The organism is Acidovorax sp. Root267, from assembly GCF_001429215.1.
GTDB classification, from domain to species: Bacteria; Pseudomonadota; Gammaproteobacteria; order Burkholderiales; family Burkholderiaceae_C; genus Acidovorax; species Acidovorax radicis.
In genome coordinates, this window is sequence record NZ_LMJC01000001.1 from 936,063 (window position 1) to 955,215 (window position 19,153).

General features: G+C 64.9%; 15 protein-coding genes. 8 read left to right on the plus strand and 7 right to left on the minus strand.

The window, feature by feature from the left end; translation table 11 throughout:
* The first annotated feature begins 2 nt into the window (after positions 1-2).
* A complete protein-coding gene (locus tag ASE39_RS04120; protein WP_010466542.1) occupies positions 3-695 on the plus strand; it encodes a Crp/Fnr family transcriptional regulator in 693 nt (230 codons plus the stop codon).
* 81 nt (positions 696-776) lie between these two features.
* Here ASE39_RS04120 and ASE39_RS04125 read toward each other — a convergent pair whose 3' ends face one another.
* The 4 genes from ASE39_RS04125 to ASE39_RS04140 form a co-directional block, all read right to left on the minus strand.
* A complete protein-coding gene (locus ASE39_RS04125) occupies positions 777-1,604 on the minus strand; it encodes an alpha/beta hydrolase (protein ID WP_057270245.1) in 828 nt (275 codons plus the stop codon).
* The gene (locus ASE39_RS04130) at positions 1,601-3,151 is read right to left on the minus strand and encodes a benzoate-CoA ligase family protein (protein ID WP_057270246.1); all 1,551 of its coding nucleotides are present in this window, start codon (positions 3,149-3,151) and stop codon (positions 1,601-1,603) included. Before ASE39_RS04130 ends, ASE39_RS04125 begins: the two co-directional genes overlap by 4 nt.
* Before the next feature lie 38 nt (positions 3,152-3,189).
* Complete coding sequence (locus ASE39_RS04135) at positions 3,190-4,740, minus strand: 3,4-dehydroadipyl-CoA semialdehyde dehydrogenase (RefSeq protein WP_057270247.1); 1,551 nt, start codon at positions 4,738-4,740, stop codon at positions 3,190-3,192.
* A gap of 62 nt (positions 4,741-4,802) precedes the next feature.
* Entirely contained in the window at positions 4,803-5,270 is a 468-nt protein-coding gene (locus ASE39_RS04140) for a DUF4863 family protein (protein WP_057270248.1), read from the minus strand.
* A gap of 252 nt (positions 5,271-5,522) precedes the next feature.
* On the opposite strand from ASE39_RS04140, the gene ASE39_RS04145 reads away from it, so the two are divergent.
* The 6 genes from ASE39_RS04145 to ASE39_RS04170 all read left to right on the plus strand — a co-directional run bounded on the left by ASE39_RS04145 (position 5,523) and on the right by ASE39_RS04170 (position 13,120).
* Complete coding sequence (locus ASE39_RS04145) at positions 5,523-6,464, plus strand: helix-turn-helix transcriptional regulator (RefSeq protein ID WP_057270249.1); 942 nt, start codon at positions 5,523-5,525, stop codon at positions 6,462-6,464.
* Positions 6,465-6,629: 165 nt separating this feature from the next.
* The gene (gene boxC / locus ASE39_RS04150; protein WP_057270335.1) at positions 6,630-8,294 is read left to right on the plus strand and encodes a 2,3-epoxybenzoyl-CoA dihydrolase; all 1,665 of its coding nucleotides are present in this window, start codon (positions 6,630-6,632) and stop codon (positions 8,292-8,294) included.
* Positions 8,295-8,325: 31 nt separating this feature from the next.
* Positions 8,326-9,753 carry a benzoyl-CoA 2,3-epoxidase subunit BoxB gene (boxB, locus tag ASE39_RS04155; protein WP_057226111.1) on the plus strand — a complete coding sequence of 476 codons (1,428 nt, stop codon included), beginning with the start codon at positions 8,326-8,328 and terminating at the stop codon, positions 9,751-9,753.
* 148 nt (positions 9,754-9,901) lie between these two features.
* Complete coding sequence (gene boxA, locus ASE39_RS04160) at positions 9,902-11,173, plus strand: benzoyl-CoA 2,3-epoxidase subunit BoxA (protein ID WP_057270250.1); 1,272 nt, start codon at positions 9,902-9,904, stop codon at positions 11,171-11,173.
* Positions 11,174-11,665: 492 nt separating this feature from the next.
* Positions 11,666-11,878 carry a hypothetical protein gene (locus ASE39_RS04165; RefSeq protein ID WP_010466559.1) on the plus strand — a complete coding sequence of 71 codons (213 nt, stop codon included), beginning with the start codon at positions 11,666-11,668 and terminating at the stop codon, positions 11,876-11,878.
* A gap of 216 nt (positions 11,879-12,094) precedes the next feature.
* On the plus strand, positions 12,095-13,120 hold the full coding sequence (locus tag ASE39_RS04170; protein WP_057270251.1) for an SDR family oxidoreductase: 1,026 nt from the start codon (positions 12,095-12,097) through the stop codon (positions 13,118-13,120).
* Between the two features lie 18 nt (positions 13,121-13,138).
* On the opposite strand, the gene ASE39_RS04175 is transcribed toward ASE39_RS04170, so the two are convergent.
* Positions 13,139-13,516, minus strand: coding sequence for a DUF779 domain-containing protein (locus tag ASE39_RS04175; RefSeq protein WP_057270252.1), 378 nt, complete (start codon positions 13,514-13,516; stop codon positions 13,139-13,141).
* 169 nt (positions 13,517-13,685) lie between these two features.
* Positions 13,686-15,209, minus strand: coding sequence for an aldehyde dehydrogenase family protein (locus ASE39_RS04180; RefSeq protein WP_010466565.1), 1,524 nt, complete (start codon positions 15,207-15,209; stop codon positions 13,686-13,688).
* A gap of 310 nt (positions 15,210-15,519) precedes the next feature.
* Here ASE39_RS04180 and ASE39_RS04185 point away from each other — a divergent pair, with 310 nt between their 5' ends.
* Positions 15,520-17,469: a sigma-54-dependent Fis family transcriptional regulator gene (locus ASE39_RS04185; protein ID WP_057270336.1), complete on the plus strand. Its 1,950-nt coding sequence runs from the start codon at positions 15,520-15,522 to the stop codon at positions 17,467-17,469.
* Positions 17,470-17,493: 24 nt separating this feature from the next.
* Here the strand turns inward: ASE39_RS04185 and ASE39_RS04190 are convergent, their stop codons facing one another.
* On the minus strand, positions 17,494-19,080 hold the full coding sequence (locus tag ASE39_RS04190) for a methyl-accepting chemotaxis protein (protein ID WP_057270253.1): 1,587 nt from the start codon (positions 19,078-19,080) through the stop codon (positions 17,494-17,496).
* Positions 19,081-19,153 lie beyond the last annotated feature (73 nt).

Genomic DNA, 19,153 nt, shown 5'->3' on the forward strand with positions numbered 1-19,153 from the left:
CCATGCTGGTCAAACTGGCGCCGCCCACGGTTGCCAATCTCCTGAAAACCTCGGCCTGGTTTCCATTGCTGGACGACAGCGCGCAGCAACGCGTCATGGACGACCTGCGCGAAGTCGAGGTCGCCCAGGGAAGTGCCCTGTGCCGGCGCGGCGATATGCCCATGCACTGGTATGGCGCCATCGAGGGCCTGCTCAAGTGGACGGTGACCTCGGACAACGGGCGCTCGGTCACACTGGGCGGCCTTTCTGCAGGCAGCTGGTTTGGCGAAGGTACCCTGCTGCGCGGCGTGCCGCGCACGGCGGACATCATTGCGCTGCGCCCGAGCCGGGTCGCACTCTTGCCGATGGAGACCTTTCAATGGCTGCACGCCACCCAGCGCAGTTTCGACCACTTCCTGCTGCGCCAGATCAATGAGCGCATGCACTGGTTCCTGGGCAATTTCACGGCCCACCATCTGCTGGACACCGACAGCCAGGTGGCACGGGCGCTGGCAGGCCTTTTCCACCCCTGGCTGCACCCTGGCAGTGACCCCCACCTGCAGGTATCGCAGGAGGAAATCGCCAACCTGTCCGGTGTCTCGCGCCAGCGCTGCAACGCCGCACTGAAGCGCCTGGAGGCTGCGGGCGTACTGCAGATCGAATACGGTGGCATCACCGTGGTGAACCTGGAAGAACTGCGCCGCAGGGTCGATTGAGGCGACGTTCGCGGGGCACGGCATGGAAACCTCAGCCCCCAGGCGAACCGGTGGATCTCAACCGGCAGACCTATCGGAGCTTCATGGCGTTCCGCCCGCAGCCGCCACGAACGCAATCGTCGCTGCGATCACGTCTTCAGGATGATCGCGGTGGGGTGAGTGCGCGCAATCGGGCAGTTCCAGCAACTGCGTTCCAGGCACGCGGGCGGCAATGCCGTGGATCTGGGCCAGCGTGCCGTACTCGTCGTCCAGCCCCTGCACGGCCAGTACGGGCGCGCGCACGGTCGCGAGCTCTGTTTCGATGTTCCACGCGCGGAATGCCGGATCGAGCCAGATGCGGTTCCAGCCCCAGAAGGCGGAGTCCGGGTCCCCGTGGTAGCGGCCCAGCCTGCCGGGCAGGTCGGTGGTCTGGTAGGCGTCCCGCGCCTGCTCGATGTTCTGGATGGTCACGTCCTCCACAAAGATGTGGGGGGCCAGCACCACCAGGCCGCTGACGCTCTGCGGGAATATCGACGCATACAGCAAGGCAATGGATGCGCCGTCGCTGTGGCCAAAAAGCCAGAGCGGCTCGTCAATGCCCAAAGCCCCAAAGAATGCAGGCAGCACCTCCTGCGCCTGCCGGTGCATGAAGTCCACACCCCAGGCTTCTTCGGGCGCCCTTGGGGTGGAACGCCCATAGCCAGGCCTTGAGAACACCAGCCCCCGAAAGCTCCCCGCCTCGCACAGCTGGTACGGGAAATCCTTCCACATCGCCACCGATCCCAGCCCTTCGTGCAGGAACACCATCAAGGGCGATGCACGGCGTTCTGGCGCGATCCACTGGTATTCCACCTGTAGCGGCCGGCCTCGCCAATCGATGGCGGCAAATTCGCTGCCCTCGCGTGTACTCCCGCTGACAACGCCGTTCACGCCCGGGCCTCCAGCTCACGCAGCCTGAAACGCTGGATCTTGCCCGTGGCGGTCTTGGGCAGCTCTGGCACAAACTCGATGAAACGCGGGTACTTGTAGGGCGCGAGTTTTTCCTTCACAAAGGCCTTGAGCTCGTCCTGCGTCGCGGCCTTGCCGTCCTTGAGCACCACGAATGCCTTGGTCTTGGTGAGGCCGTCCGCGTCCTGCTTGCCGATCACAGCCGCCTCCAGCACGGCAGTGTGCTGCATCAGCGTGGCCTCCACCTCGAACGGAGAGACATAGATGCCGCTGACCTTGAGCATGTCGTCGCTGCGGCCCGCGTAGGTGTAGTAACCCTCCGCGTCGCGCACGTACTTGTCGCCGCTTTTGGTCCACCCGCCCTGGAAGGTGTCGCGCGTCTTCTCGCGGTTGTTCCAGTACATCAAAGCCGCGCTGGGGCCCCGGATGTAGAGGTCGCCCACCTCGCCATCGGGCACGCTCTGGCCGTCTTCGCCACGCAACTCGACCTCGTAGCCCGGTACGGGCTTGCCGGTGGTGCCATAGCGGATGTCGCCGGGGCGGTTGGACAGGAAGATGTGCAGCATCTCGGTGGAGCCAATGCCATCGATGATGTCGCAGCCAAAGTGCGCCTTGAAGCGCTGCGCAATCTCCGCAGGCAGCGCCTCGCCCGCCGACGAACACATGCGCAGCGCCACCAACGCACGCGCCGGCAGCCGGGGCGATGCGAGCATGCCCGCGAAGCCTGTGGGGGCTCCAAAAAAAACTGTGGGCTGGTGGTCCACCCAGCGCTTGAAGGTGGCGTCGGGCGTGGGGCGTTCGGCCATCAGCACCACAGTGGCCCCCACGGACAGAGGGAAGGTGAGCGCATTGCCCAGGCCATAGGCAAAGTACAGCTTGGCCGCTGAGAAACAGATGTCCTGGGGGGTGAGGCCCAGCACGGGCTTGCCATACAGCTCGGCCGTCCACCACAGGTTGCCGTGGGTGTGCACCGTACCCTTGGGCTTGCCTGTGGAGCCCGACGAGTAAAGCCAGAAGCCCGGGTCGTCCGGCCCGGTGAGCGCGGGCACTGCCAGCGGCGATGCACTGTTCAGGGCAGCCTCCATATCTCGGGCGCCCGCGTGCAACTTGCCCACCGGCAGCGATACCAGCAGCGTGCCCACTTCGTGGGGGCCGCGCGCCATGGCCTCGGACAGAATGGGCAACAAGGCCCCAGACACCAGCGCCGCCTGCGCCCGGCTGTGCGCGAGCATGTACGCATAGTCATCCGCCGTCAGCAAGGTATTGACGGCCACCGGCACAGCCCCTGCGTACAGGCAGCCCAGAAAGCAAACCGGCCAGTCGCTGGTGTCGTGCATCAGCAGCAGCACACGCTCTTCGCGCCGCACCCCGGCCTCCACCAACACGCTCGCAAGCCGCCGGGCACGGTCTTCGAGATCGCCATAGCTCAGGCGGCCCCGGTCGTCGATGTAGGCCGTGCGCTCAGCGTGCGCCCGGTTCATGTGGAACAGATGCTCCGCGAAATTGAACCGCTCTGGCAGGCTGGTCATGGGGATATCTCCGTGTTGTTCTGGGGGATTCGCAGGCATCAAAGACCGAGCGATGCCAGCACACCCGGGCTGGCCTGCACGGCACTACGCTGGTGGTAAAAGTCGAGCGCACGCAGGCCACCCAGCTCTGCACCGCCGCCGGCACGCCCTGGACCACCATGCTGCGACATGGGCATCACATTGCCGTGCCCTGTGTGGGCCTGTGCCACATCGGGTGTGACCACATGCACGCGCCCGTGGCTGGCAGCCAGCTGAACGGCCGCATCCGCCAGGGCTGCCTCGTCAGCGCCAAAAAGCGAGGTCACCAGCGAACCCTGGCCCCGGTGCGCCAAGGCCAGGCCATGGTCCATATCGCGATAGGGCAGCAGCGTGGCGACGGGGCCGAATACTTCCATGTCATGCACAGCAGATGCCGCGTCGGCATCGCGCGCGCCCAGCAGCACCGGACCCATGCAGGCCGCCACGGCAGGGTCTGCATCCACCAGCGGCCGGGCACGGCCGTCGTGCAGCATGTCGGTGTGGGCGCCCAATGTGGCCAGGCCTTCGCGCACCGCGCGCAGCTGCGCAGCGCTGACCAAGGAGCCCATGCGCACGCTCTCGTTGCGCGGGTTGCCCACGCTGATACCTGCGAGCTTGGCACCGATGGCTTCGGCCGCAGCGTCATACACCGCAGCGGGCACCAGGATACGGCGGATCGCCGTGCATTTCTGCCCGGACTTGACCGTCATCTCGCGCACCACCTCGCGCACCAGCAGGTTGAAGGCATCGCTGCCCACGGCTGCGTCGGGCAGCAAGAGGGCCGAGTTGAGGCTGTCGGCCTCGATGTTGGCCCGCACCGAGCGGTGCGCCACGGCCGGGTGCGACCGGATGACGCCCGCAGTTTCCGCAGAGCCCGTGAAAGAGACCACGTCGAAAGGCTGCAGCTGGTCCATCAAACCCGCCGAGCTGCCTGCAATGACTGACAGCGCCCCCACAGGCAACACCCCCGCGTCGATCACATCCTTCACCATGCGCTGCGTGAGCCAGGCTGTCGCCGTGGCGGGCTTCACGATCACCGGGACACCAGACAGCAGCGCAGGCGCCGCTTTTTCCCACAGCCCCCAGGCCGGAAAGTTGAAGGCGTTGATGAACAGCGCCACGCCGCGCGCCGGCACCTGCAGGTGCTGCGACAAAAAGGCCGGTTCCTTGCCCAGCTTGACCGCGTCGCCATCGCGCAGCGCGCGCACATCGCCCAGCGCATCGCCCCACTTGGCGTACTGGCCCAGCGTGAAGATACCGCCGTCAATGTCCACCGCCGAATCGTTCTTCACCGTGCCAGAGTTGGCGGTTGCAATGTCGTAGTAGCTGTCACGGTGTGCCTGCAACACCTTCACCACGGCGGCCAGCAGGGCAGCCCGCTCGCGGTAGGTCATGGCCCGCAAGGCGGCACCGCCCCGGTCCCGGGCAAAGGCAAAGGCTTCCCGCAGGTCCAGCCCGGTGCAATCGACGCGCACCAGCGCATCGCCCAACACCGGGTCGCTGAGCACCGTGCCCGGGCCGTTTCCGGTTTGCCAGCGGCCAGCGGCAAAGTTGGCCAGGAGTTCAGTCATGCAGGTCTTTCAAAAAATAGGGGATAGGCAAAACGGGTCGGCGCCGGAATGGAGGGTCCGCTTCAGCGCGTGAACTGGATCTGCCCTTCCGGCAGCAGATAGAGCACCAATGCACGCCCTTGGGCCACCGTGGGGCGGTGGGCGCTGCCCGGTGGATAGACGCACCACCCAGCAGGATGCCCGTCAAAGGTGGCTCCGCCCGTGAGTGGCATGATCAAATCGATTTCCCCCAGGGGATGGCTGTGGTGGGGGCCCGCAATGTCCTGCATGTCCACCACATCCACGGAAAAGCGGTGCAGCGCATCGTCGGCCTTGAAGACGCGGCCGTAACGGATGCCACCGCCCTCCCGGTCGCACAGCCAACCCTCTTCCACGCCCACCACACAGGCCGCCTTGAGCCTTGCATAGGCCGCGCTGGCAGGCCCGTGGGTCTGGTTGAGCCAGTCCTGCAGTTCGGAATCCAGAGGCCGCCCGGCGATCTGCGCGGTCAGATCCACCAGGGCTTGATGAAATGCGGCTTTGTGGGGCATGGCTTCTCGTGGGGCTAGGAAAATGGGGGCCTGCACACCTTTTTGATCTGTATCCTTGTGGATTTTGCAGATGTGCAGTATTTTGCTTGCACATGAACAATAGGTAATGATTGAATGAATGTCAAGCACTATAGTGCATGAATTTTATTTGACCCAAGTGGTGCAGAAGCGCCTTGGTGAGGAGCCCCCGAACGTGCCCCACCCGCCGATACCCGCCAATGGGCTGTAAGAACCTGTTCCAAGAAAGATGGCATGAACGAACAAGAAGACGCAGAAACCGCGCTCTCCACGCCTGCCGAGAACATGCTGAGTGCTACGGAAGAAGCCAAGAACCCTCTGCTCGTCGCCTTGGGCGAGCGCGTGCGCAACCTGCGCGCGCAGCGCGGCCTCACGCGCAAGGCTGTCGCGGTGGCGGCCGATGTGTCCGAGCGGCACCTGGCCAACCTCGAATACGGCACCGGCAACGCATCTATCCTGGTACTTCAACAGGTGGCTGGCGCCCTGCACTGCCCGCTGGCTGAGCTGGTGGGCGACTTCACCACCCGCTCGCCAGAATGGCTGCTGATCCGGGAGTTGCTGGAGCACCGCAGCGAACCCGAACTGCGCCGCGCGCGGCTGGCGCTGCACGAACTGCTGAGTGGCGGCGGCAGCGACACGGCACGCCACCGGCGCATCGCACTCGTCGGATTGCGGGGTGCGGGCAAGTCCACACTGGGGCCCTTGCTGGCGCGCGACCTTGACGTGCCCTTTATTGAGCTGAGCCGCGAGATCGAAACCCTGGCGGGCTGCAGCGTGCGGGAAATCCACGACCTGTACGGCACCACGGCCTACCGCCGCTACGAACGCCGCGCACTGGAAGAGACCGTGCAGATCCACAGCGAAGTGGTGATCGCCACACCCGGCGGCATCGTCTCGGACCCCGCCACGTTCAACGAACTGCTGGCGCACTGCACCACCGTGTGGCTGCGCGCCGCGCCCGAGGAACACATGGGGCGCGTGCTGGCCCAGGGCGACATGCGCCCCATGGCCGCCAGCAAGGAGGCCATGGACGACTTGCGCCGCATCCTGGAAGGCCGCGCGGCCTTCTATTCCAAAGCCGACCTCACCATCGACACCTCCGGAAGCAGCCTGGAAAACAGCCTGCAGCAACTGCGCACCGGGGTGCGCAAACTGATGACCACCCGACCAGGCTGACTCCCTTCTACGGGTCCCCGGGCTTGGAGCCCCAACCGGGGCACCCCAAAAAAATCTGCAAAAAACAGCCACATGCATTGACACGCCCAACAACATGCATGATGATGCACATCAATCAATCAATTTATGCATTATTATTCCTGTTAGCAGATGGATGGAGACCCCATGACCACACCAGCCCCCACCCGCGTGGACTACCGCACCGACCCCACCCAATACCGCCACTGGACACTGGCGGTGGAGGGCTCTGTGGCGCGCCTATCGCTCGACATTGCCGAAGACGGCGGTATCCGCCCCGGCTACAAGCTCAAGCTCAACAGCTATGACCTGGGCGTGGACATCGAGCTGCACGACGCGCTCAACCGCGTGCGCTTCGAGCACCCGGGCGTGCGCACGGTCATCGTCACCAGCGCCAAGGACCGCATCTTCTGCTCGGGCGCCAACATCTTCATGCTGGGTGTCTCCAGCCACGCCTGGAAGGTGAACTTCTGCAAGTTCACCAACGAGACGCGCAACGGCATCGAGGACTCGTCCAAGCACTCGGGCCTGAAGTTCGTCGCCGCCGTGAACGGCGCCTGCGCGGGCGGCGGCTACGAGCTGGCCCTGGCCTGCGACGAAATCGTCCTGGTGGACGACCGCTCGTCGGCTGTGTCGCTGCCTGAAGTGCCGCTGCTGGGCGTGCTGCCCGGCACCGGCGGCCTGACCCGCGTGACCGACAAGCGCCATGTGCGACACGACCTGGCCGACATCTTCTGCACCAGCGTGGAAGGCGTGCGCGGCCAGCGCGCGGTGGACTGGCGCCTGGTAGACCGCATTGCCAAGCCCGCACAGTTCGCGGCCGCCGTCGATGAAACCGCCGCACGCCTGGCCGAAGGCAGCCCCCGCCCCACCAGCGCGCAGGGCGTGGCCCTGACCCGCGTGGAGCGCGAAGAAAGCGCCGACAGCCTGCGCTATGCCCATGTCAGCGTCGACATCGACCGCACCCGCCGCACGGCCACGCTCACGCTGAAGGCGCCCACCGGCGCGCAACCCACGGACATTGCCAGCATCGAGGCCGCAGGCGCCGCCTGGTGGCCGCTGGCCCTGGCGCGCCAGCTGGACGACGCCATCCTGAACCTGCGCACCAACGAACTCGACATCGGCACCTGGCTGCTCAAGACCGAGGGCGACGCCCAGGCCGTGCTGGCCAGCGACGCCACGCTGATCGCCCACCAGGACCACTGGCTGGTGCGCGAGACCATCGGCGCACTGCGCCGCACGTTCGCGCGGCTGGATGTGTCCTCGCGCAGCCTGTTCGCGCTGGTGGAGTCGGGCTCGGCCTTCGCGGGATCGCTGGCCGAACTGGCATTGGCCGCCGACCGCACCTACATGCTGGCCCTGCCCGACGACGCCGAGCGTGCACCCAAGCTCACGCTCAACGAGTTCAACTTCGGGCTGCTGCCGATGGTGAACGACCAAAGCCGCCTGCAGCGCCGCTTCTACGAAGAAGCCGCACCGCTGGAAGCCGCGCGCGCTGCGGCCGGCACGCCACTGGATGCGGACGCCGCGCTGGCCCTGGGCCTGGTGACCGCCGCCCCGGACGACATCGACTGGGACGACGAGATCCGCATCGCCATCGAAGAACGCGCCGCGATGTCGCCCGACTCGCTCACCGGGCTGGAGGCCAACCTGCGCTTTGCCAGCAAGGAGAACATGAACACCCGCATCTTCGGCCGCCTGACCGCTTGGCAGAACTGGATCTTCAACCGCCCGAACGCCGTGGGCGACAAGGGTGCGCTCAAGGTCTACGGCACCGGCGAGAAGGCCGGCTTCGATTTGAACCGCGTCTGACCCCGCCGCCCCAACCATCCAAGGAGCAACGATGAGCACGATCAACTACAGCGAGAAGATCCCCAACAACGTCAACCTCGGCGAAGACCGCACGCTGCAGCGCGCGCTCGAAGGCTGGCAGCCCAACTTCATCAACTGGTGGGACGACGTGGGCCCCGAGGGCTCGACCGACCACGAGGTCTACCTGCGCACCGCCGTGAGCGTGGACCCGCAGGGCTGGGCACAGTTCGGCCACGTGAAGATGCGCGACTACCGCTGGGGCATCTTCCTGAACCCGGGTGACGCCAACCGCGAGATCCATTTTGGCGACCACAAGGGCGAGAAGGCCTGGCAGGACGTGCCCGGCGAGCACCGCGCCAACCTGCGCCGCATCATCGTGACGCAGGGCGACACCGAGCCCGCGTCGGTGGAGCAGCAGCGCCACCTGGGCCTCACCGCGCCCAGCATGTACGACCTGCGCAACCTGTTCCAGATCAATGTGGAAGAAGGCCGCCACCTGTGGGCCATGGTGTATTTGCTGCACAAGCACTTCGGCCGCGACGGACGCGAGGAGGCCGAGGCGCTGCTGCAGCGCACCTCGGGCGACGTGGACAACCCGCGCATCCTGGGCGCCTTCAATGAAAAAACGCCCGACTGGCTGGCGTTCTTCATGTTCACCTACTTCACCGACCGCGACGGCAAGTTCCAGCTCTCGGCCCTGGCCGAAAGCGCGTTCGACCCGCTGGCCCGCACCACCAAGTTCATGCTGACCGAGGAAGCCCACCACATGTTCGTGGGCGAGTCCGGCGTCTCGCGCGTGCTGGCGCGCACCGCGCAGGTGATGAACGAGCTGAAAACCGACGACCCCGCCAAGGTGCGCGCCGCCGGTGCCATCGACCTGGGCACGGTGCAGCGCTATCTGAACTTCCACTACAGCGTCACCATCGACCTGTTCGGCGCCGACCAGTCGAGCAACGCGGCCATCTTCTACAGCTCGGGCCTCAAGGGCCGCTACGAAGAAGGCAAGCGCACCGACGACCACATCCTCAAAGGGCAGACCTACAAGGTGCTGGAGGTCAAGGACGGCCAGCTGCTGGAAAAGGACGTGCCCATGCTCAACGCCCTGAATGAGGTGCTGCGCGACGACTTCATCAAGGACTCGATGGCCGGCGTGGGCCGCTGGAACAAGGTGTTGGAAAAAGCCGGCATCCCCACGCGCCTGTCGGTGCCGCACAAGGCCTTCAACCGCCAGATCGGTGCACTGGCCGGCATCAAGATGTCGCCCGACGGCCGCGTGGTGAGCGACGTGGAATGGGCCGCACGCAAGGCCGAGTGGCTGCCCACGCCCGAGGACTTTGCGTTTGTCGCGTCGCTGATGGGCCGCGTGGTGGAGCCCGGCAAGTTCGCGGGCTGGATCGCGCCGCCGGTCATGGGCATCAACCGCCAGCCGGTCGACTTCGAATACGTCCGCTTCGGCTGATCCGCCCACCCACCAACACGCCACCGCAACCCCGCTGCCCCGCGGCGGGGCCCCATGGGCCGGGGACCCCACGTATTTGCCGATAGCGCACCCCGCCCGCCTCCCGGTACAAACCACGTCACTACCGCGAGGCCTTCAGGAGAACACCATGGACATGGCCGTCGACGCCGCCGTCATCAAGCAGCACCTGATCGACCCCGAGATCTGCATCCGCTGCAACACCTGCGAGGCGACCTGCCCGGTGGGCGCCATCACGCACGACGACAACAACTACGTCGTGCGGGCGGATGTGTGCAACGGCTGCATGGCCTGCATCTCGCCCTGCCCCACGGGCTCCATCGACAACTGGCGCACCATGCCGCTGGCACGTGCCTACAGCATCGAAGAACAGCTCACCTGGGAAGAGCTGCCGCCCGAACTCACGCCCGATGAACTGGCCGCCGAGGGCGTAGTGCCCTCCACCGGGGATGCTGCGCAACCGTCCGCACCTGCGGCGGCCGTGGAGCCTGGCACGCAGGTGTTTCGTTCTGCCCAGTACGGCGCCACGGTACCGCCCTGGTCAGCTGCACACCCCTACACCAACCTGTTCCCCCCCAGGAGCCCCACCACCGCCACCGTGGTGGGCAACTTCAACTGCACCGAGGCGGGCTTTGAGAGCGAGACCCACCACGTGGTGCTCGACTTCGGAAGCATGCCGTTCCCGGTGCTGGAGGGGCAGTCCATCGGCATCATCCCGCCCGGCACCGACGCGCTGGGCAAGGCGCACCATGCGCGCCAATACTCCGTGGCCAGCCCGCGCAATGGTGAGCGGCCCGGCTACAACAACCTGGCGCTGACCGTGAAGCGCGTAACCACCGACCACGACGGCAACCCCGTGCGCGGCATCGCGTCCAACTACATCTGCGACCTGAAGGTGGGGGACCAGGTGCAGGTGGTGGGGCCGTTCGGCAGCTCGTTCCTCATGCCCAACCACCCGCGCTCGCACATCGTGATGATCTGCACCGGTACCGGCAGCGCGCCCATGCGCGCGATGACCGAGTGGCGCCGGCGCCTGCGCAACAGCGGCAAGTTCGAGGGCGGCAAGCTGATGCTGTTCTTCGGCGCGCGCACCCAGCAAGAGCTGCCGTACTTTGGCCCGCTGCAAAACCTGCCCAAGGATTTCATCGACATCAATCTGGCGTTCTCGCGCACGGCCGGGCAACCCAAACGTTATGTGCAGGACCTGATGCGCGAACGCGCTGCCGACCTGGCCGCGCTGCTGCGCGACGACAGCAGCCACTTCTATGTGTGTGGCCTCAAGAGCATGGAAGAAGGCGTGGTGATCGCCCTGCGCGACATCGCCAGCGAAGCTGGCCTGGATTGGAACGCAGTGGGCGCGGCCCTCCAGCGCGAAGGACGGTTGCACCTGGAGACCTACTGACCCGCAACGCTGCCGGCCCGTGGGCTGACGGCAATGGAAGCAGGCTTGGCGTGGTGTGCCTCCAGGTTGGTGGGATTGCGCACAAAATTTTGAGGGGAATGAGGCCCTAGCGCTTGATGGATAAGCGCAATAAGCTACTATTTTTATAGCATACAAGTTTGCACCGCGCCCGCTACGGTTGGGAAAAGTCGGGGAAGAATGCCTCTTCCCCATCCCCCAAACGACGCACTTTCCTCCACGCACCACGCCCTCCCTGCCAAGACAGGGCACTGCACTGCGCCAGCGGCGTCCAGAAAGATCTCACGCTCCGAACACTTTTGCGCGCCTTGAAAGATGCTGAAACATGGCGTGCGTCTGCTTACGGCAGGTGGAAATAAGCCGACCCCCCTATAGGACAGGGACTACAGAAATTGTGCTGGTGCATTTTGAGAATGAATTCACACACGGCCCCCGTGTGCATATTTTTCCTCTTTCTTTCACCAGGAGATATCCATGTCCAGCAACAACCCCCAAGGCCAGAACCAGCACACCGACAACAGCGACTCCCAGCGCAAGAACCAGGGCAGCCGCCAGGCCGAGCAGAGCACCGACCCATCCAGCAACCGCCAGCAGGGGCAGACCGACCGTTCGGGTTCCAGCGGCAACCAGGGAAACCGTGAGCAGCACGGAGATTCTTCCCGCCGTACACCCCAGAACCAGCGCTGATCGGCTGGCCGGTGCCATGCCGCGAGACTGACACAGGCTACAGGAGGAGCGCACGCCGAGCTGCAAGCCGGTGGTTTCGCATCCTCCTTGTGACCTCGGGCCGCCCTGCCTCCAACCCGAGAGCAGCGCGGCCTCTTTTTTTGACCTCCAGCTGCCGGCATTCAGTGCACCGCACCACCGCTTGTCTTTTCTTGCATTCAGCCAGCACCCTCTCTCATGAAAACCTCCAAGACGCCCTCCACCGACACGGCGGCCCGTGCAACGGTCCAGAAACAGAGGCGAATCCAGGCCGAGCAGGACCGCCACGACGCAGGCAAGCCGCCAAAGAGCAAGCCACAACCCGCAAAAGGCAAAGGAAGTCCACGGGCACCGGGGCCAGGTCACGCGGAACCGGCACCTCCGCTGCCCAACCAGCACCTCACCAAACCAGGCCTTGAGGCCGACATGGAACTCCAGCCCAAGTTCGAGGCAGTCCACTACCGGGGCAGCGAAAAACTCAAAGGGTTCTCTACCCTGATCACCGGCGGCGACTCAGGCATTGGCCGCGCGGTTGCCATACTTTTTGCCCGCGAGGGCGCGAACGTTGCCATTGCGTACCTGGCGGAACACGAAGACGCCGAGCAGACACGCCTGCTGGTTGAGGCCGAAGGTGGTCGGTGCATTCTGATCCCCGGCGACGTCAAAGACGCCGCGTACTGCGCCGATGCCGTGCGGCAGGTGGTCAAAGCGTTTGGCAAGCTCAATGTGCTGGTCAACAACGCGGCGTTCCAGGAGCATGCGGCATCCCTTGAAGAACTGACGGCAGAGCGTTTTGACGAAACGTTCCAGACCAATATCTACGGTTACTTCCACATGGCCAAGGCAGCCCTGCCACACCTGCACCGGGGTGACTCGATCATCAACACCGGCTCCGTCACCGGGTTGCGCGGCAGCAAGGAACTGATCGACTACTCGGCCACCAAAGGGGCCATCCATGCGTTCACCAAGGCCCTGGCCCACAACCTGGCCGACCAGGGTATTCGAGTGAACGCCGTCGCGCCCGGGCCGGTGTGGACACCCCTCAACCCGGCAGACAAGGCCCCAGAGGACATCGCGAAATTTGGCGCAAAGACCCACCTGGGACGCCCGGCCCAGCCTGAGGAGATTTCACCCGCCTACGTGTTCCTTGCGGCACCATGCTGCTCCAGCTACATCACAGGCACCGTGCTGCCGATCACGGGCAATGCCGGAGATGGCGCGTGAAGGGAGCACAGCCGCGCATCACGCCAGATCCCGGGTAGCCCGCGGTTCAATCCCGGCCCATTCCTCATCCGTGAACAGGCGCGAGCGGGTATGGAAAGCCTTGCCGGTGCTGCCTTCCAGCGAAAACGTGCCGCCGTGCCCGTCGATCACATCCAGGATGAGCTGCGTGTGCTTCCAGTATTCGTACTGCGATTTACCGATGTAAAACGGCGCGCCGCCCACATGCCCCAGCAAAACATCCCCCGCCCCAATGGTCAGATCGGTAGGCAGATAGCAATTGGCCGCACTGTTGTCGCAGCAGCCGCCCGACTGGTGGAACATCACGCTGCCATGCTGCGCCTGCAGCTGCGCAATCAGCGCAAGCGCCGCGTCGGTGGCAATGACTCTTTCGACCATGGTGCTCTCCTGATGTGCCAACGCAAAAACTGCTGCAGAGCGACTCTGCCGCAGCGCCACCAGCGGTTCACAGGCCGTTCCTGGCTAGGCGTCTCTCCCGCAGACAGTAGCAACGCTACGGCGAGAGAGAGCAACGACGCCAGGGACGGTCGGTGGACCGCCACCCCGATCAGAAGAAGCCGAGTTTGTTTTCTGAGTAGCTCACGAGCAGGTTCTTGGTCTGCTGGTAGTGGTCCAGCATCATCTTGTGCGTCTCGCGCCCGATGCCCGATTCCTTGTACCCACCAAACGCTGCGTGCGCCGGGTAGGCGTGGTAGCAGTTGGTCCACACCCGCCCGGCCTTGATGGCGCGGCCCATGCGGTAGGCCACGTTGCCGTTGCGGCTCCACACCCCGGCGCCCAGGCCGTACAGCGTGTCGTTGGCGATCGCCAGGGCCTCGGCCTCGTCCTTGAACGTGGTCACGGCCAGCACGGGGCCGAAGATTTCTTCCTGGAAGATGCGCATCTTGTTGTGGCCCTTGAACAGCGTGGGCTGCACGTAGTAGCCGCCTTCCAGGTCACCGCCCAGGTGGGCTTGGCCGCCACCGGCCAGCACTTCGGCGCCTTCTTGCTTGCCCAGGTCGAGGTACGACAGGATCTTGGTGAGCTGCTCTTTGCTGGCCTGCGCGCCCATCATGCTGTCGGTGTCGAGCGGGTTCTGGTGCTTGATGGCGGCTACGCGCTTCAAGACACGTTCCATGAACTTGTCGTAGATGGATTCCTGGATCAGCGCACGCGACGGGCAGGTGCAGACCTCGCCCTGGTTGAACGCGAACAGCACCAGGCCTTCGACGGCCTTGTCCAGGAAGGCGTCGTCCTTGTCCATGATGTCGGCGAAGAACACATTGGGGCTCTTTCCACCCAGCTCCAGCGTGGCGGGGATGAGGTTGTTGGCGGCGGCCTGCGCGATCACGCGGCCGGTGCTGGTGGAGCCGGTGAAGGCGATCTTGGCAATGCGCTTGCTGGTGGCCAGCGGCATACCCGCCTCGCGGCCGAAGCCGTTGACGATGTTGAGCACGCCGGGCGGCAGCAGGTCAGCGATCAACTCGGCCAGGATCAGGATGGAGATGGGCGTGGACTCTGCAGGCTTGAGCACCACGCAGTTGCCCGCGCCAATCGCAGGGGCCAGCTTCCAGGCCGCCATCAGGATGGGGAAGTTCCACGGAATGATCTGGCCCACCACGCCCAGCGGCTCCTGGATGTGGTACGCCACGGTGTTCTCGTCGATGTTGGAGAGGGCGCCTTCCTGCGCGCGCACGCAGCCTGCAAAGTAGCGGAAGTGGTCCACGGTGAGCGGGATGTCGGCGTTCAGCGTCTCGCGGATCGCCTTGCCGTTGTCCACGGTTTCGGCATAGGCCAGCAGCTCCAGGTTCTGCTCAATGCGGTCGGCAATTTTCAGCAGGATGTTGCCGCGCGTGGCGGCGTCGGTCTTGCCCCAGGCATCGGCAGCGGCATGTGCGGCGTCCAGCGCCAGCTCGATGTCTTCGGCAGTGGAGCGGGCGGCCTGGGTGTAGACCTTGCCGTTCACGGGCGAGATCACGTCGAAATACTGGCCCTTGACCGGGGCCACAAATTTGCCGCCGATGAAGTTGTTGTACTGGGCTTGGTAGGCGATCTTGGCGCCAGCGGCGCCGGGGGCTGCGTAAACGGTCATGTTGTCTGTCTCCGGTGGATTTGTGGACATCTGCTCGGCACACCGCGCCGCCAGATAGAGGACATGACTCAAAACCCGTGCCAACCCAGCCAATCTTCCAAGTGGTTGATTTTTATGGCTTTGTTTGCGTGTTCGCAAGAAAGCACAACCCATCGGCCGTTAAGGTGTCCGCTCCAGAACGCGACACCTGTCACGAAATGGAACAGTTGAAGCAGCCCCGCGGCCATCGCTATTGCCCTGGCCTCTGGCCACCGCCATACTGGCTTTCAAACAGGGCGCGTTCATGACGCCCGGGCAGGAGACAAACACCATGCGATCCACTTCCACATCTGTGGCACTGCGGCAAGCCCGCCAGCACCTGCTGGAATCGGGCCAATGCCCCAGTGGCCTCGTGGACGAGCGCCTGGCACGGTCGTGGCAGCGCAGCCTGGACAGCGGCCTGCTACCCACCGGGCGGCTGGGCAACCCCGACAACCTGGAACACCAGGCCTTGCGGCAGTTGCGCGGCCACCACCAGGAGTTGCTGGCGCATTCGCGCCCCGTGATGGAGTACCTGTTTGAGCAGGTGCGCGACAGCCAAAGCGTGGTGGTGCTGGCGAGCCCCTGCGGAACGCTGGTGGACACCTGTGGCGACGCCTACTTTCTCGGCAAGGCCGAACGGGTGGCCCTGACCAGTGGCGCTTCGTGGCACGAAAAGCAGCGCGGCACCAACGCCATCGGCACGGCGCTGGCCGAAATGGCGCCCGTGGAAGTGCATGGCGCGGAGCATTTTCTGGAGCGCAACGGATTCCTGACCTGCGCCGCCGCACCCATCCTGTCTGCCACGGGGCAGATACTGGGCATTCTGGACATCTCCAGCGAACACAGCCGGGGCAACCCGCACACGCTGGGGCTGGTCAGCACCGCTGCGCACATGATCGAAAACCGGCTGCTGGTGTCGGGCAGCCAACGCCATGTCCGCCTGCACCTGCACACCCACCCCGAGGGCATTGGCACCGTGGCCGAAGGCATCGCGCTGGTCTCGGAAGACGGCTGGGTGGTGGGCGGCAACCGCAGTGCGCTGGCGCTGCTGCGCCTTTCGGTGGCGCAACTGGGCAGCATCTCGCTGGACCAGATCCTGAATGTGGGCCTTGAAGAGCTTCTGGCGCGCCACCACCGCCGCCCCGACGCCCCCCTTTCATTGCGAAGGCACGATGGCGCCTCGCTTTTTGGGCAGCTTGTGCCTGACAAGCGCACGGTGCGGACCCTGGCCCCGTCCATGCCCACCCGCCCCCCCGAGGATGCACTGGCCCAGCTGGACACCGGTGATGCCCGTTGGCGCGCAGCCGCCGCCAAAACACGGCGCATTCTTGGCAAGCCCATCGCACTGCTCATCCAGGGCGAATCCGGGGTGGGCAAGGAATGGTTTGCGCGCAGTGCACACCAAAGTGGCCCGCGCCGTGACGGCCCCTTCATCGCCATCAACTGCGCGGCAATGCCCGAGTCGCTGATCGAGTCCGAGCTGTTTGGCTACAGCCCCGGGGCGTTCACGGGTGGCCGGCGGGAGGGGCGTTTGGGCCTGCTGCGGGAAGCCCATGGCGGCACACTGTTTCTGGATGAGATTGGCGACATGCCACTGGCCCTCCAGACGCGGCTGCTGCGCGTGCTGCAGGAGCGGCAGGTGATTCCATTGGGCAGCGCGCAGCCGGTTGCCGTGGATTTCGCCCTCATCTGCGCCTCCAACCGCAAGCTGCGCGAAGAGGCGGAACAGGGGCGGTTTCGCACCGACCTCTATTACCGGATCAACGGGCTGGCGGTCGAACTGCCCCCCTTGCGCGAGCGCACCGACTTTGAAGCGCTGAGCCTGCGCATGCTCCAGGACATTGAACCCGCCCGCCACCTTCGCCTGGCCCCTTCGCTAATGGCCGCGTTGGAAAAACACCGTTGGCCGGGCAATCTGCGGCAGTGCACCAGCGTACTGCGCACAGCCTGCGCCATGCTGGACGCGCACGAGGAGGTGGTGGAATGGCACCACCTGCCGGATGACTTTCTGGAAGAGCTGCAGAAGGCTGACCGTTTCGCCACCCCGGCAGCCATGGCGCGTCCGCCGCAAAACCTGGATGAACTGTCCCAATCGGCCATCCAGCAGGCGCTGGAGAGCTGCCGGGGCAATGTGAGCCATGCCGCACGCACCCTGGGCATCAGCCGCCAGACGCTGTACCGCAAGCTGGCCCTGCGCAAGGATCGCCTTGCCCACCCTGATTCGCGGCACACCCACTAGGGCCGGCCGCCGGGGCGCTGACTTTCAGGCCAGCATCAACCGCTGACCGGCATGCTGACCAGACTCCAGCTGCGGAGCCGAACTGGAGAGCTTGAACGTAGCGACGGTGTCCACCAGCCTCTTGGACTGGATGCTCAAACTGGAGGCCGCTGCGGCCATCTCCTCCACCAGCGCTGCGTTTTGCTGGGTGGCCTGGTCCATCTGGTTCACCGCCACATTGACCTGGTTCACCCCTTCGCTTTGCTCGGTTCCGGCAGCACTGATTTGCGCCACCGTCTCCGTCACCCGCTCAATGGACGAAACCACCTCCTTCATGGTCTGGCCGGCGGTGCCGACCAGCATGGTGCCAGCCTCGACGCGCTCGACACTCGTGGCGATGAGCGTTTTGATCTCCTTGGCCGCTGCCGCAGAGCGCGCAGCCAGGCTGCGAACTTCCGAGGCCACCACGGCAAAACCCCGCCCCTGCTCACCCGCTCTGGCGGCCTCCACAGCCGCATTCAGCGCCAGGATATTGGTCTGGAAAGCAATGCCGTCAATGACACCGATGATTTCGGAGATCTTCTTGGAGCTCTCGTTGATGCCACTCATGGTGTCCACCACTTTCGACACCACGTCGCCCCCCTGCTTGGCGACCGTGGAAGCGTTTTGCGCCAGCACATTGGCTTGCCGGGCATTCTGCGCATTGGTTTGCACCGTGGAGTTGAGCTCCTCCATGGCGGCAGCCGTCTCCTCCAGCGCACTGGCCTGGTTCTCCGTCCGGGTGGACAGGTCGCTGTTGCCGATGGATATCTGTGCGCTGGCCGCCGCCACCGTTTCAGAACCGTTGCGCACCTGGCTGACGATCCGGGTCAACGAGTCCTGCATCACGGCCAATGCGGCGAGAAGCGGACTGAATTCGTCCCTGGACGCATCCACCACCGGCGTGGTCAGGTCGCCATCCCTGACACGGTCGGCCACGGCCTGCGACGCGGCCACCCGGCGCTGAAGGGTGGCGCCGATGTGCCACGAAAACAGCAGCAGCCCAATCCCCACCGCCACGACGGCACTGACCAGCGCACGCAAGGTCAGCCTGACGTCCCGCTCAATCTCGGCAAGGCTGGCCCCGAGCAGCTGGGACTGATGCTCTTTTTCCTTGGCAAGAACCGCCAGGACGGCATTGCGGGTGGGTATCGTGGACGCAACGAGAAAGTCAAATGCGGGCTCCTTCTTTCCTTCCTTGATCAATTGCAGGTTCTGTTCTGCAACCCGCCAGAAGGCTTCCAGCCCTTTGGACAATTCCGCGCTCAGGGCCTTTTCCGACGCTGTATCCGCTGCCTGCTGGAAGCCCGCAAGGTCTTTGTCAATCAGGCGCTTTTTCTCGCCGATATCCGCCAGCGTTGCGGCCAGGTCTTCGGGTGTGCGGACCAGCATGGCATGGCGCACCTGCAGGGAGGCCCGCGTGACGTTCAGCTCCATCGCACTGGCCTGAAGCTGGCGCGGCACCTCTTCCCGGGCCACGAGTTCGGTCTGGTGATTAACCTCACCCAGATAGACCCAGGCCAGCATGGCGATCCCGGCAAGCCCTGCAATCAGCAGGAAGGAAATGGCATGAAGACGTCTGGCAATGCTCATGGTGTCACCTCAGCAAGGATGGAATCTGCGTTCCGGGCGGCTCGGTACCGTGCTCACTGGCCTGCGTACCGAT

What these genes read in the sequence shown, in the direction of transcription:
- ASE39_RS04120 (WP_010466542.1), top strand. Translation starts at nt 3, where the DNA reads ATGCTGGTCAAACTGGCGCCGCCCACGGTTGCCAATCTCCTGAAAACC.
- ASE39_RS04130 (WP_057270246.1), bottom strand. Translation starts at nt 3,151, where the DNA reads ATGACCAGCCTGCCAGAGCGGTTCAATTTCGCGGAGCATCTGTTCCAC.
- ASE39_RS04135 (WP_057270247.1), bottom strand. Translation starts at nt 4,740, where the DNA reads ATGACTGAACTCCTGGCCAACTTTGCCGCTGGCCGCTGGCAAACCGGA.
- ASE39_RS04140 (WP_057270248.1), bottom strand. Translation starts at nt 5,270, where the DNA reads ATGCCCCACAAAGCCGCATTTCATCAAGCCCTGGTGGATCTGACCGCG.
- ASE39_RS04145 (WP_057270249.1), top strand. Translation starts at nt 5,523, where the DNA reads ATGAACGAACAAGAAGACGCAGAAACCGCGCTCTCCACGCCTGCCGAG.
- boxC (WP_057270335.1), top strand. Translation starts at nt 6,630, where the DNA reads ATGACCACACCAGCCCCCACCCGCGTGGACTACCGCACCGACCCCACC.
- boxB (WP_057226111.1), top strand. Translation starts at nt 8,326, where the DNA reads ATGAGCACGATCAACTACAGCGAGAAGATCCCCAACAACGTCAACCTC.
- boxA (WP_057270250.1), top strand. Translation starts at nt 9,902, where the DNA reads ATGGACATGGCCGTCGACGCCGCCGTCATCAAGCAGCACCTGATCGAC.
- ASE39_RS04165 (WP_010466559.1), top strand. Translation starts at nt 11,666, where the DNA reads ATGTCCAGCAACAACCCCCAAGGCCAGAACCAGCACACCGACAACAGC.
- ASE39_RS04170 (WP_057270251.1), top strand. Translation starts at nt 12,095, where the DNA reads ATGAAAACCTCCAAGACGCCCTCCACCGACACGGCGGCCCGTGCAACG.
- ASE39_RS04175 (WP_057270252.1), bottom strand. Translation starts at nt 13,516, where the DNA reads ATGGTCGAAAGAGTCATTGCCACCGACGCGGCGCTTGCGCTGATTGCG.
- ASE39_RS04180 (WP_010466565.1), bottom strand. Translation starts at nt 15,209, where the DNA reads ATGACCGTTTACGCAGCCCCCGGCGCCGCTGGCGCCAAGATCGCCTAC.
- ASE39_RS04185 (WP_057270336.1), top strand. Translation starts at nt 15,520, where the DNA reads ATGCGATCCACTTCCACATCTGTGGCACTGCGGCAAGCCCGCCAGCAC.
- ASE39_RS04190 (WP_057270253.1), bottom strand. Translation starts at nt 19,080, where the DNA reads ATGAGCATTGCCAGACGTCTTCATGCCATTTCCTTCCTGCTGATTGCA.